This is a genomic window from Niveispirillum sp. CC-CTL257, from assembly GCF_059489915.1.
Window position 1 is genome coordinate 2891991 of the sequence record NZ_JCAJXE010000001.1, and the last position, 13272, is coordinate 2905262.

Genomic DNA, 13272 nt, shown 5'->3' on the forward strand with positions numbered 1-13272 from the left:
CCTACCCAACCAGCCCCGGCAGCGGCAGCTCCGTCGTCTCCTTGACCGTGGAAACGGCGATCATGCTGTTGATTTCGCGCACGCCCGGCAGCTTCGACAATTTCTCGAAGAACAGGGCCTCATAGGCCTCGATATCCTTGGTCACGATGCGCAGCATGAAATCGACCTGCCCCATCAGCACGAAACATTCCTGAACCTCCGGGATGCGGCGGATGGCCTCGCGGAAATCGGTCAGGAGGTCGCCGCTATGCGCCTCCAGCTTCACATGGCTGAAGATCAGGACGTTCAGGCCGATGGCCTTGCGGTCCAGCAGGGCCACGCGCCGCTTGATGATGCCGTCCTCCTCCAGTCGCTGGATGCGCCGCCAGCAGGGGCTCTGGCTCAACCCCACCTTTTCCGCCACCTCTGCCGCTGTGGCCGACCCGTCACGCTGCAACTGATCCAGGATGCGCCAGTCAAGCCCATCCAACGGCTTTTGCGGTTGCTGCATGATCAATCCTCATGTTTGCCATTTCGCGCATTACATCTGCACAAATTATGTCATTAGGACAAAACTTGCAAAGAAATACCCCGGCGCTTGCCCTATGGTTACTGCACCGCACAAGCGGGAACCCATGCCTTTGGAGCCGGAGATGAGCACCCAGGAACACCCCGCCAGCCTTACCGTTTATCGCGATGCCACCACCGGTGCCCAGATTGCGCTGGCGGTCCATCGTGCGGCGGGCGGTGTGATTACCCCAGTGCCCTGGCAGAAACTACCCGGTGTTGGCCTGGATGAGGCGGTGGAGGCGGCGATGCGCGCGGCCCGCTCCACCCGCGCCTTCGCCATGCTGGTGCCTGCCGATGATGGCCGGTCGATGGCCGATCCGGTCGGCGTGCTGTCCCGCTGCTTTCAGCGGGCGGATCTGGACCGGCTGTCGGTCGGTCCCGAAATGCGCGGGGCCAGCAAGCAGGCCCCCGCCTCCGTCGCGGCGGCATGACGGCCATGAGCAGCGCCGCCGCCCCCATGCCCGTCCTGGCCCCGCCGCCGGCAGAGGCCCGACCCACCGATCCCAACCGCACGGCCTGCTTCGCGGTGCTGGCCGAACCCGATCCGGGTGCCCTGCCCCGCGTGCTGGAATTCTTTGCCAAGCGCGGGCTGGTGCCCGCCTCGGTCCAGGCCCGACATTTCGAGGCAGAGGAAAGCCTGCATGTCGATGTGCAGGTCCGCACCCTGACCCGCGATGAAAGCGACTATATCGCCCGCTGCCTGCGCGCCCAGCCCCTGGTCCGTCAGGTCCTGACCTCCGAACGCCACCGTGCGGTGGAACCAGACGCCCTGTCGGCCTAGCGCCAATCCGCCGGATGGCAGTGCCGACGCTTCAGGAAAGGAAGGGCCAGAGCATATTTCCGGGCAACGGAAATATGCTCTGGCCCCGATGAAAGGGTCATCAGTCTCCACCCACGGCCTGCCGACGTATCGGGTTTGCCAGACGGCGGCGGATGCGCTGGCCGGCGGCGCGCAACTGGTCGCGCAGGCCCGCCCAGCCGGTGGCCGGCGGGGTCAGGTCGATGCCGACCACATCCACCTCACCGCCTTGCAAACTGACCACGATCAGCTCCATCTCCGCCACCCGCACCCGGTCGCCCAGCGACGGGTCATGGCCCAGACGGCGACGGATCAGGGCGGACAGGGTCAGAGCCGGGTCATCGCCGGCATCGAACCCATACATGCCGCCCACCGCCATGGCCGGCATGTCGCCCGCGATCTGGAAATCACCGGCGGGCCGGTCCTCGTCGAACGCTTCGATCCGGCGACCGAACATCCGGTCCATCACGGCCAGCGCCGACCCGTCGCCCATGGCCAGCACGGTATCGCCCGGCTGCAGGCGGTTGGCATCCTCCGGCCGCACGGGGCGGCCATTCTGGATCAGGGCCAGAAGCTGCACGCTCTCCGGGATGATCAGCTTGCCCTTGCCGCGCCGCGCCGCCTCGCTGTCGCGGGCCACGGTAAAGACCGCCAGCTGTCCGGCCCCGTCGGGCAGGTCGACATCGGCCCGCGATGGTGCCTCCGGCTGCGGCGGGGCCAGCAGACCCAGCAACCGCGCTGCCGGCCCCACGGTCCAGCCCTGGATAAGCAGCGACAGCAGCACCACGACAAAGGCCACCGCGAAATAGGCCTGGGCTCCCGGCACCCCTGCCAGGATCGGTATGGCGGCCAGGACAATGGGCACCGCCCCGCGCAAGCCCACCCAGGATATATAGGTCCGTTCCGCCAGGGTGAACCGAAAGGGCACCAGACAGCTGAATACGGCCAGCGGCCGCGCGATCAGCATCAGCCCCGCTGCGATCAGGGTGCCCGGCACCAGATAGGGACCCAGCGTGGAGGGGGTGACCAGCAGGCCAAGCATCACGAACAGCCCGATCTGCGCCAACCAGGCCAGACCATCATGAAAGCGGCGGATCAGGCGGTCAGCCTTGTGGGGGCGGTTGCCCAGGATGAAGCCCGCCAGATAGACGGCCATGAAGCCCGATGTGCCCGCCGCCTGCGCCCCGCCGAACACGAAGAGGGCAAAGGACAAGGCCAGGATCGGGTACAGCCCGTCGGCCAGATCCAACCGGTTGACCAGCCAGACCAGCGCGAAGCCGGCCCCCACCCCGAACAGCACGCCGCCGACAATATGCCGGACCAGTTCCAGCAGCAGATGCAGCGGCTCCAGCTCCCCCGGTGTCATCAGGGCCGTCACGCACAGCAGGGTCAGCAGAACCGCCATCGGATCGTTCAGACCCGATTCAACCTCCAGCGTGGCGGAGATGCGCCCGCGCAGGGCCAGCCCCCGCAGGTTCAAAAGGAAAAAGACTGCCGCCGCATCGGTGGAGGCGATGATGGCACCGACCAGGAACCCTTCCATCCAGCCGACATCCATGATCACCCGAACCAGAGCGCCGGTGACCAGCGTGGTCACCACAACGCCCACCGTCGCCAAACTGGCCGCTGGCCAGCGCGCCAGCCGGAATGTCTCTGCATGGGTGCGCAGACCACCATCAAACAGGATGACGGCCAGGGCCGTGGACCCCATCAGATAGGCCAGCTTGAAATCGCCGAAATGGATGCCGCCAGGTCCATCTTCCCCTGCCAGCATACCCAGACCCAGAAAGACCAGCAGCAGGGGTGCGCCCAGGCGCGAAGAGATGCGGCCGGCCAGGATGGACAGCAACAGCATCAGCCCCGCCAGGAAGATCATCTCATTGATGGCTTCCACGCCCGTTCCTTTCCGGTCCCCGGTCCTTCATGGCCGTTTCCTGGCAATATAGGTCATCTACTCCCGAGCAATGACCAATTCGCCACGATAGTGACGGGAAAGGCACAGTCGTGGAAGCAGAGCGAAAGGATAGGATCAGGGCCGTGCCTGTCCCTTTCGGCCTATGGCTGTACCAGCGTGGGGCCGGGCATGGCGCCTGACGCCGGAAAAGTCTTGTCCCGACTCTGCCTGTTTTTTGATCAGCACATTAAGACCGCGCGGAATCAGGGGGGCGACTCCGGCCCTGTTCACAGGGTTATCCACAGATTCTGGGGATTGGTGGGGACTTATCTTGACCGCTCGGGCCCAATACCCATTTATACGTCATTACACAGCTGGCGGTGCCTATCCTGGGCCGCTGGTGTGACGGGGCAAAACCCCGGCCCAGCTCAATCATGAGGGGACCTGACGTGACCACCCGCCTGTCCTTGTTCAACAGCCCGTTCCTGCTGGGTTTCGACCAGTTTGAACGCACGCTCGACCGTATCGCCAAGAACGCGAACGAAGGCTACCCCCCCTACAATATCGAACAGACCGGTCCCGACGGGCTGCGCATCACGCTGGCCGTGGCCGGCTTCACGCCCGACGATCTGCAGGTGCAGATGGAGGACAATCAGCTTGTCATCCGTGGCAAACAGACGGACGACAAGAACCGCCTGTATCTGCATCGCGGCATCGCCGCCCGGCAGTTCCAGCGCAGTTTTGTGCTGGCCGAAGGGATCGAGGTTGTGGGCTGCAACATGGATAACGGTCTGCTGAATGTCGATCTGCGCCGCCCCTTACCGGAGCCGAAGGTGCGCACCATCAAGATCGGCAAGGGCGATAATGGCGGCGGCGAGGCCCCGCACACGATCGACGTCTCCCCCGATCCCCGGAGCTGATCAGAACGGCATTTTCCGTATCCGAACCGAATGATGTCACGGTCCGTAAACCATATTTCAACGGTTGGCCGCCTAAATAGGGGAGCGCCCAATCCTTTTGCCCCCTGCCGGACGCGGGCGGGGGAAAGACGTGGAGTTTGCGGGGATTATGAATCCGACCATTCAGTATCTGCGCCGGTTAAGCCCCAAGGATTTCGCCGCCTTCGGTGTCAATGACCTGGCCTATGTCAAGCCGACCCAGAATGAGGGCAAGCCCGGTTATGCCATCCACGCGGCCGACGGCACCATTCTGACCGTCGTCGAACGGCAGGACGTCGCCTTCGCCACCGTGCGCCAGCACGACATGGAACCGCTGAGCTTGCAGTAATTGCTGGTCTTCTATTTCATGCGGGCGATGGTGCCGGTCGTGCTCTGGCCCTCGGTCAGTTCGGCCAGGACCACATGCCCGCCCCAGCCCAGCACCTCCTTGGCACCAACCACCGTATCGACGGTATAATCGGCCCCCTTGACCAGAACGTCAGGCCGCAGCGCCTGGATCAGTTTCAGGGGCGTGTCATCGGCAAACACCACCACCAGATCAACATCGCCCAGCGCCGACAGCACCGTGGCGCGCGAGGCCTCGCTCTGCACGGGTCGTGTCGGCCCCTTCAGGCGGCGCACACTGTCATCGCTGTTGAGACCCAGCACCAGCCGGTCACAGGCGGCCCGCGCCTGCGCGATCAGGCTGATATGGCCGGGATGCAGCAGGTCAAAGCAGCCATTGGTGAAGCCGACGCGAAGGCCCTGTCGGTGCCAGCGTTCCACCTGCTCCACCGCCTGGTCCAGCGTGACTCGCTTACCCCCCTGCCCCGTGGTCAGCGTCAGGCCCGCCGCGTCACGCAGTTCGGATGGCCGTACCGTTGCCGTGCCCACCTTGGCCACCACAATCCCGGCAGCGACATTGGCCAGCATAGCTGAGTCGGCCAGGGTGGCCCCGGACGCGATGGCGGCGGCCAGGACGGCGACGACAGTGTCACCGGCCCCCGACACATCAAACACTTCGCGGGCCTGGGCGCGCAGATGCATGACCGGCCCATCGGCGGGCACCACACTCATCCCCTGTTCACTGCGGGTGGCGATGACGGCACCAATGCCGCAATCGGACAGCAGGGCACGGCCGGCCGCGATGACGCCGGCATCGTCACGCGCCGGCATGCCCGTCGCCTCGGCCAGTTCGCCGGCATTGGGGGTGATGCAGAAGGCTCCACGATAGCGGTGATAGTCCCGCCCCTTGGGATCGACCAGGACCCGCACACCGGCGGCGGCGGCCAGTTCGATCATGGAGGCCGTCAGATCCGGCGTCAGCACGCCCTTGCCATAATCGGACAGGACCAGGATGCCGGCACCCAGCAGCCGTTCTGCCACCAGGGCCAGCAGGCGGGCGCCGTCGGCATCGGGCAGCGGCGCATCGGTTTCGGCATCGGCGCGCAGCAGCTGCTGCCCGCCCGCGATGAAGCGGGTCTTGGTGGTGGTCGGCCTGCCCGTCACCGTCAGGATACCGTCGGCGGAGCCCAGCAGGCCCGCTACCAGGCTGGATAATTCCCGCCCCGCCGCATCATCGCCCACGACGGAAATCAGATCGGCCCTGGCCCCCAGGGCCGCCAGATTGGCGGCGACATTGCCGGCACCGCCCGGCATGGTCGTCTCATTCAGCACGCGCAACACCGGGATCGGCGCTTCCGGTGACACACGCTCCACCCGTCCCCGGGTGAAGCGGTCCAGCATGATATCCCCCACCACCAGGATGCGGGGGCCGGAAAGTGCGTCGATCAGGCTGTGAAGGTCAGTCATGAAGCACGGGGGCGACGGGAACGGGGCGTCAGGATAGCGCGTGACCCGTCCCCGCCGCCAGTGCTTCAGCCCAAGCCGAACCAAGCCATGTCGGCAAGGGCGGCACGCCCCTCCGCATGCCCGTACAGCATGTAATGTTCCACTGCCGGCATGCTGGCGGCGACGACATCCAGGTTGGCTGCCAGATAGGCTTCACTATCGAACAGCGGGCTGGCATCCCGCCCCTCGTGCAGGCCATAGGTCAGCCAATGGTTCAGCGCCGCCGAGGCGTCGGCGCCAAAGGCCGCCTTCAGGTCGGCGTTGGTGGACAAGTAGTAGCCGGCATTGAACAGGGCATTAGGGGCCCTTCCTTCGAACTGGCCATAGGTTTCCCAATGTGCCTGGCCGTTCACGAACTGCCCGGCCTGCACCGCCGCCGCCACGTCGGCATTCTGCTCCAGATAGAAGGCCTGATCGACCAGCCAGCCAGTGCCGGTAGTGGCAACGGTGACATTGGCCGCCACGCCCATGGCACCGGGGGCGGCCTGCGGCCCGTCGGCACGACCATTGGACAGGAACGATCCGAAAACTGTTTCCCGCCCAAAAATCACGGTTTCGGTTCCGGTCAATCGGTCAAAGCCGTCAGGTGAATCATCGCGCAGGTCCGTCACCTCTGTCACAGTGCCGCCGATGACCGTGAAATCATAGTCGGACCGCGCCCCGCCATAGATGGCGACATCGACACCCGCCGCCCCATGCAGCCAGTCGTCCCCGGACCCGCCATTCATGACGTCGAAACCATCGCCGCCAGCCAGCGTGTCATTACCCGCCCGGCCGATCAGGATGTCGCTGGATGCGGTCCCCAGCAGATGGTCATCGCCGTCGGTCCCTTCGATCACGGGATCGCGGGTGCTGTTCCAAGCCCGGAACAGGGCATGTTCGGATGCGTTGGTGTTGGGCATGATCGGCTCCGTCGGTTTGGTATCGCGCCGGAGCGGCGGTTAGCAGCCACGCCGGCTGCGAACATAACAAGGCCCGCCGGGAACGGGTCCACGGCGGGCCTGTGATCAAAGGGTGGCTGACGGCTGTGACCTGCGGGGTCAGGCCTTGGGCGCGTGCTTATTCAGGATGCGCTGCAGGGTGCGGCGGTGCATCTTCAACCGGCGGGCGGTTTCGGAGACATTGCGGTCGCACTGTTCGAACACGCGCTGGATATGTTCCCAGCGCACGCGGTCGGCGGACATCGGGCTTTCCGGCGGCGGCGGCAGGGGGCCATCGGTCAGCAGGGCCGCTTCCACGGCGTCGGCATCCGCAGGTTTGGGCAGGTAATCGACGGCACCGAACTTCACAGCGGCGACGGCGGTGGCGATATTGCCGTACCCGGTCAGCACAACCACGCGGGCCTCCGGCCGCGCATCACGCAGCGCCTTGACCACATCCAGGCCCGACCCGTCGCCCAGGCGCAGATCAACGACGGCGAAGCGCGGCGCGCTTTCATGCGCCACCTCGATCCCCAGATTGACGCTGTCCACCGCCACCACATCGAAGCCGCGCCGTTCCATGGCGCGGGCCAGACGGGTGCGGAACGGCGCATCATCATCCACGATCAACAGGGAGCGCGAGGCATCGCCCGTGAAGGTCAGTTTCGGCTGTTCGCCGGTTTCCAGCGCCGCATCCGTCATGGTCCGGTGTCCCCTTCCTGGTTCTGGGCGTTCTTCTTAAAGCTGGAATGCTTTCTACACGGTGAATGTAGGATGTTTCCAGCGAATGACCACCACGGCCCCGCCAGCCCTGCCATTCATGTAGCGAACGGAAGCGCCCGACCGTTCCAGCAGGGTCTGCGCGATGAACAGGCCCAGACCCATATTACCCGCCGCCTCCCGCGCCGCCGGGTTGCGCCCGCTGACATAGGGTTCGCCCAGACGGCTGACGACGGTGGCGGGATATCCCGGTCCGTCATCCTGCACCGTCAGGGTCAGGCCGGGGGCGGTCCAGTCCGCCGTCACCGTCACCTGTTCGCTGGCGAACTGCATGGCGTTCTGAAGGATATTGGCCAACCCATGCACCATTTCCGGCACCGACTGCACCTGCGGTGCGCCCTCCTCCGGCTCCGCCACCGCCTCGATTTTCAGCGCGATGCCATGGCGGGCATAGGGAGCCGCCGTCGTCTCGATCAATGCTGCCAGGGGCACGATCGGTTCCGCCCCGCCCGTGTCACCGGGGCGGCGTGACAGTTCGGCCAGGATGTCGCGGCAGCGCGCCACCTGGCTTTGCAGCAGGGCCACATCCTCGGCGATGGGGCTGTCGGGGGGCGTGTCGCGGGCCAGTTCCTTGGCCACCACCGCGATGGTGCCCAGCGGGCTGCCCAGTTCATGCGCCGCCGCCGCCGCCAGCGCCCCGACGGCCGAGGCCCGCTGCGCCCGCGCCAGGGCATCCTGGCTGGCATTCAGCGCCCCTGACAGGCGCCGCGCCCCGTCCGCCACCTGATAGAGATAGGCCGCGATAAATCCCGCCGACAGGGTCAGGGCCGCCCACACCCCGAACCGGTAGAGCGGCGGCAGACCCGCCGGTTCCACCCCCGGCCAGGGCAGCGGCATGGCAACCAGCGCCAGACCCGTGAAGCAGCTGACGGCCAGCGCCGCCAGCAGGATCACCGCCGTCCGGCCCAGTGTGCTGGCCGCCACCGTCAGCGGGGCCAGCATCAGCACCGCGAAGGGATTGTCGAGGCCACCGGTAAGATAGAGCAGCACCGTCAGCTGCACCATGTCATAGGCCAGATAGAGGGCCGCCTCCCGGTCGTCCAGGAACGGGTGTGCCGCCACCCGGCGCGCGGCATAGAGATTGACCAGCACCGAGACCGCCACGCCGGCCAGCGCATGGGCCAATGCCAGTTCGAATTCGAACAGCGCCATGACAGTGGTCAGGGTCGCGAACTGTCCCGCCACCGCGATCCAGCGGATGGTGATCAGGGTTCGCGCACTGACCCGCCCCTCGGCGGCGGCCAGGGCCGGGCCGGGGCGGACAGACGTGCTGTTGGGGATTGCCTCGCTCATGCCTTTATCCCATGATCACTTTGTGAGCAGTAAGACGGGGTGTTTTGAGCAATCTAGTTCCCCCCCAGCAGAAAGACCATAAGCCGTTCCCATGCCTCTGGATGCCGCCCGTACCGCTGTTGCCGCCATCGAAGTCGATACGCTGACCAAACGGTTCGACGCGCATACCGCGCTGGACGCCATCAGCTTTGAGGTGCCGGCGGGTGGAACGATGGCGCTGCTGGGCGGCAATGGGGCGGGCAAGACCACCACCATCTCCATCCTGCTGGGGCTTTTACTACCGACATCGGGCACGGTGCGGGTGCTGGGTCATGACATGTTGACGGAACGCTACCGCGTGCTGCCGCGCATGAATTTCTCCAGCCCCTATGTCGACCTGCCCCACCGGCTGACGGTGCGGGAAAACCTGACCGTCTATGGTCATCTCTATGGCCTGACGCATCTGAAGGACCGGATCGCCCGGATCGCCGACGAACTGGCTCTCACCGCCATCTTGACCCGCCCGTCGGGCAACCTGTCGGCGGGGCAGAAGACGCGGGTGGCGCTGGCCAAGGCGTTGCTGAACGATCCCGAACTGCTGCTGCTCGACGAACCGACGGCCAGCCTGGACCCCGACACCGCCGATTGGGTGCGCGGCTTCCTGGAGCGCTACCGCGCCCGCACCAATGCCACCATCCTGCTGGCCAGCCACAATATGGCGGAGGTGGAGCGGCTGTGCGACGGGGTGCTGATGATGAAGGGCGGGCGTATCGTGGACCAGGGCACCCCCGCCGAGCTTCTGTCCCGCTATGGCCGCGACAATCTGGAGGAAGTGTTCCTCGACATTGCCCGCGACCGGCGTCAGGCGGCGGAGTAAGCCACCCTATCGCGGCAGCACCACGGTGAACCGTGCGCCCTGTACCGCGCCGTCCGCGCCCTTGATATTGCCGGCGAAGATGCGGCCCTGATGGGCGTCAATGATCTGTTTGGAGATAGACAGACCCAGGCCGGAATGTTTGCCGAAAGCCTCTGACTTGGGCCGTTCGCTGTAAAACCGGTCGAAGATGGCATCTAGCTTGCCCTCCGGGATGCCCGGCCCCTGATCCTCACAGGTGATTTCCACCCGGTCAGGGAATGACCGCGCCTTGAATCGCACCACCCCGCCCGGCGGGGAAAAGGACAGGGCGTTCGACAGCAGGTTCTGAAACACCTGGGTCAGGCGGCCTTCCAGCCCCGGCACGACCAGACCGGTCCTTGTATTGGGCATCTCCACCTCCACCCGCACCGGGGCCGGCGCGTCGGCGACGTCGCCACCAGCCTCCGCCGCCGCTTCGCGCAGGGCTTCGGCATTACCCAGGGTGGCGTCATGGATATTGGCCAGCATGGTCAGCATCTGGCCGACATCCGCCGGCTCGGCCCGTGCGCGCGACAGTTCGGCATCCAGGCGGCTGGCATTGGAAATATCGCTGATCAGCCGGTCCAGCCGCTGCACATCGTGATGGATGATGAAAAGCAGCCGCTGACGCTGTTCATCGGTCTTCACCCGCTGCACCGTTTCGACAGCGCTGCGCATGCTGGTCAGCGGGTTCTTGATCTCATGCGCCACGTCGGCGGCAAAGCGCTCGATGGCGTCCATGCGGTTCCAGATGGCATCCGTCATCTCCCTCAGGCTCACCGACAGATCCCCCACTTCGTCCCGGCGGCGGGAGAAATCGGGGATGGTGACCTGCCGTCCATGGCCATGGCGCACCTCGTCGGCGGCCTGGGCCAGGCGGCGGATGGGCCGGGCGATGGTGCCCGCCAGATAGAAGGACAGCAGCACCGTCACACCAAGGGTGATGGCAAACAGGCGCAGGATATCCATGCGGAATTCCCGCACGGCCACGTCCACGGCCTTGCCCGAGCGGGAGATATAGACGGCTCCCAGCACCTTCTTATAGCGTTGCACCGGTACGGCCACCGTCAGCACCATGTCGGAGCGGCCATCGGCCCGGCCGATACGCCAGACATTGCTGCCCACCTCACCCGACAGGGCCTTCATCACGTCGGTATAATTCTCCGCCGTCGGGTCCTTCTCGCTGGGATATGCCGGCAGATGTTCCCGTTCCGGCACCGCATTGACGATATAGTCGTAGATGGCGATGCCGATCTCGGTGAGGCGGTTGCCATCGCGCAGGGGCGGCAGCTCTTCGATCTGCACAGTTCCCTTGGGTCCGCCCAGCACACGGCTGTCGGCGATCAGTTCGCCATTGGGGGCGAACAGGCGGGTGCGGGTGTCGGTAGTTTCCACCAGACGCCGCACCATCTGCCGCGCCAGCTCATAGGAGAGCTGGTTGGTGGGCTCGTTGAACTCGTCCGTCGCGGGCTGCATGGCACCTTCACCCAAGGCACCGGCGAAAATCTTCGCCTCCGTCGACAGAGCCGACAGTTCCTTGTCGATCAGCCATTGCTGATAGGTCGACAGGTAGAGCAGGCCCCCCAGCAGGATGGCCAACGCCAGCATATTGACGGCCAGGATACGCAGGGTCAGCGGCGAGAAATGCCGCACCCGCCGCCGGGCGGGCGTTTCCGCCGCTGCCTTCCCGCCGCCGGCCCTGTCGCCGAACGGGCGTTCCACCCTTTATTCCTTATACTTATAGCCGACGCCGTACAGCGTCTCGATCTGCTGGAAATCGTCGTCCACGACCTTGAACTTCTTGCGCAGGCGCTTGATGTGGCTGTCGATGGTGCGGTCATCGACATAGATATGCTCACCATAAGCGGCATCCATCAGCTGGTCGCGGTTCTTGACATGGCCGGGACGGATGGCCAGCGCCTTGACCAGCAGGAATTCGGTCACCGTCAGGTCGATTTCCTTGCCCTTCCAGGTGCAGAGATGACGCGCGCCGTCCAGGACCAGATCACCGCGCACAAGGGTCTGGCCCGGATCGGGGGCCGTGCCCTTGCCCTGGGCCAGCTCGGTCCGGCGCAGCAGGGTCTTGATGCGTTCGATCAGCAGGCGCTGGCTGAACGGCTTCTTGATGTAATCATCGGCCCCCATGCGCAGGCCCTGCAATTCGTCCGTCTCATCATCCTTGGAGGTCAGGAAGATGATGGGCATCTGCGTGGTCTGGCGCAGGCGCTGCAAAAGTTCCATCCCGTCCATGCGGGGCATCTTGATGTCCAGAACGGCCATGTCGACCGGGCGTGAACTAATACCGCGCAGCGCCTCGTCACCGTCGCCATAGGTGCGAACCTCATAGCCTTCGGCTTCCAGCGCGATGGACACGGACGTCAGGATGTTACGGTCGTCATCGACCAGGGCGATCACTTGGGACACGCTTCTTCTCCAGCCTGCAGGCGCTCTCTTCGGTATTACTTCCGAAGGACCGGCTTTGCCAAATCCAACTGCCCTTTCAATATGTCATCAATGCGGCGCGGGGAAGTGTCGTGACGACATAGAACGGCAGGAGGGTAGTCTTATGGCGGTTGGGGAACAGGAAGACGGGACTATACCAGCGGATATCGGCTTCGCCGCGCGCACCCTGATGCGTGGGGCAACGCTGGCGACCCTGGCCACCCTGTCGCGGCCTGGCATGGAAGGCGGGATGGAGGGTTGGCCCAGCCCGTCGCTGGTGCTGGTGGCCTTCGATCTGGATGCCAGCCCCCTGCTGCTGATCTCCCGTCTGGCCGAACATACGCGCAATCTGGAAGCCGATGGCCGCTGCGGTCTGCTGTTCGATGCCACGGCAGGCCATGATGACCGGTTGACGGGCCCGCGCCTGTCGGTGCAGGGCGTGGCGGAGCGGGCCGGTGACCCGATGCTGCTGGAACGGTTCATCGCCCGTCACCCGTCGGCAAGCACCTATGCGGGTTTTCGCGATTTCGCCCTGTGGCGGGTGACGGTCCGGCGCGGCCATATGGTGGCCGGGTTTGGACGCATCCACAGCCTGGAACCCGATGCCCTGCGTCTGCCGCCCGCCGACTGGCAGGCGCTGGCGCCGCGTCATGACGATATCGTGGCCCATATGAACCAGGACCACGCCGATGCCGTGGCCCTTTACGCCACCCGGCTTCTGGACCAACCGGCAGGCGATTGGCGCTTGACGGGGATCGACCCCGACGGCTGCGACCTGTCCGCCGGCCCCCTGACCACCCGCCTGCCCTTTGCCACCCGCATCCGCGACGCCGACAGGGCACGGGCGGAACTGGTGCGACTGGTGGCGCTGGCGCGGTCCAGGTCCGCCGATGTGTTATAATCATCATATTCCGATAATTGCCAATGGTGTA

Annotated in this window: 14 protein-coding genes; 6 read left to right on the plus strand and 8 right to left on the minus strand. The window is 65.4% G+C overall.

From position 1 onward, the window contains the following. Position 1: 1 nt before the first annotated feature. On the minus strand, positions 2-490 hold the full coding sequence (locus tag ABC729_RS13555; RefSeq protein WP_495608082.1) for an Lrp/AsnC family transcriptional regulator: 489 nt from the start codon (positions 488-490) through the stop codon (positions 2-4). Between the two features lie 142 nt (positions 491-632). On the opposite strand from ABC729_RS13555, the gene ABC729_RS13560 reads away from it, so the two are divergent. Both ABC729_RS13560 and ABC729_RS13565 read left to right on the plus strand, forming a co-directional pair. Further along, on the plus strand, positions 633-980 hold the full coding sequence (locus ABC729_RS13560; RefSeq protein ID WP_495608083.1) for a hypothetical protein: 348 nt from the start codon (positions 633-635) through the stop codon (positions 978-980). 5 nt (positions 981-985) lie between these two features. Beyond that, complete coding sequence (locus ABC729_RS13565) at positions 986-1330, plus strand: ACT-like domain-containing protein (protein WP_495608084.1); 345 nt, start codon at positions 986-988, stop codon at positions 1328-1330. 100 nt (positions 1331-1430) lie between these two features. On the opposite strand, the gene ABC729_RS13570 is transcribed toward ABC729_RS13565, so the two are convergent. Beyond that, a complete protein-coding gene (locus ABC729_RS13570) occupies positions 1431-3242 on the minus strand; it encodes a potassium/proton antiporter (RefSeq protein WP_495608085.1) in 1812 nt (603 codons plus the stop codon). Positions 3243-3691: 449 nt separating this feature from the next. Between ABC729_RS13570 and ABC729_RS13575 the strand changes: the two genes are divergently transcribed. After that, positions 3692-4162 carry an Hsp20 family protein gene (locus tag ABC729_RS13575; protein WP_495608086.1) on the plus strand — a complete coding sequence of 157 codons (471 nt, stop codon included), beginning with the start codon at positions 3692-3694 and terminating at the stop codon, positions 4160-4162. Positions 4163-4292: 130 nt separating this feature from the next. Next, on the plus strand, positions 4293-4529 hold the full coding sequence (locus tag ABC729_RS13580; protein ID WP_495608087.1) for a DUF1150 family protein: 237 nt from the start codon (positions 4293-4295) through the stop codon (positions 4527-4529). Positions 4530-4540: 11 nt separating this feature from the next. On the opposite strand, the gene rfaE1 is transcribed toward ABC729_RS13580, so the two are convergent. The 4 genes from rfaE1 to ABC729_RS13600 form a co-directional block, all read right to left on the minus strand. After that, positions 4541-5992, minus strand: a complete 1452-nt coding sequence (rfaE1, locus tag ABC729_RS13585) for a D-glycero-beta-D-manno-heptose-7-phosphate kinase (protein WP_495608088.1) — start codon at positions 5990-5992, stop codon at positions 4541-4543. Positions 5993-6057: 65 nt separating this feature from the next. Then, positions 6058-6933, minus strand: coding sequence for a calcium-binding protein (locus ABC729_RS13590; protein ID WP_495608089.1), 876 nt, complete (start codon positions 6931-6933; stop codon positions 6058-6060). A 138-nt stretch (positions 6934-7071) separates the two neighbouring features. Continuing rightward, positions 7072-7653 (minus strand): ActR/PrrA/RegA family redox response regulator transcription factor, encoded by a 582-nt coding sequence (locus ABC729_RS13595; RefSeq protein WP_416573558.1) that lies wholly within the window; start codon positions 7651-7653, stop codon positions 7072-7074. A gap of 54 nt (positions 7654-7707) precedes the next feature. Further along, the gene (locus ABC729_RS13600) at positions 7708-9024 is read right to left on the minus strand and encodes an ActS/PrrB/RegB family redox-sensitive histidine kinase (RefSeq protein ID WP_495608090.1); all 1317 of its coding nucleotides are present in this window, start codon (positions 9022-9024) and stop codon (positions 7708-7710) included. A 91-nt stretch (positions 9025-9115) separates the two neighbouring features. Between ABC729_RS13600 and ABC729_RS13605 the strand changes: the two genes are divergently transcribed. Continuing rightward, entirely contained in the window at positions 9116-9880 is a 765-nt protein-coding gene (locus ABC729_RS13605; RefSeq protein ID WP_495608091.1) for an ABC transporter ATP-binding protein, read from the plus strand. Between the two features lie 6 nt (positions 9881-9886). On the opposite strand, the gene ABC729_RS13610 is transcribed toward ABC729_RS13605, so the two are convergent. Together ABC729_RS13610 and ABC729_RS13615 are read right to left on the minus strand one after the other, a co-directional pair. Beyond that, positions 9887-11620, minus strand: a complete 1734-nt coding sequence (locus ABC729_RS13610) for a stimulus-sensing domain-containing protein (protein ID WP_495608092.1) — start codon at positions 11618-11620, stop codon at positions 9887-9889. A 3-nt stretch (positions 11621-11623) separates the two neighbouring features. Beyond that, positions 11624-12322: a response regulator transcription factor gene (locus tag ABC729_RS13615; RefSeq protein ID WP_495608093.1), complete on the minus strand. Its 699-nt coding sequence runs from the start codon at positions 12320-12322 to the stop codon at positions 11624-11626. 142 nt (positions 12323-12464) lie between these two features. On the opposite strand from ABC729_RS13615, the gene ABC729_RS13620 reads away from it, so the two are divergent. Further along, positions 12465-13241, plus strand: coding sequence for a HugZ family pyridoxamine 5'-phosphate oxidase (locus ABC729_RS13620; RefSeq protein WP_495608094.1), 777 nt, complete (start codon positions 12465-12467; stop codon positions 13239-13241). Positions 13242-13272 lie beyond the last annotated feature (31 nt).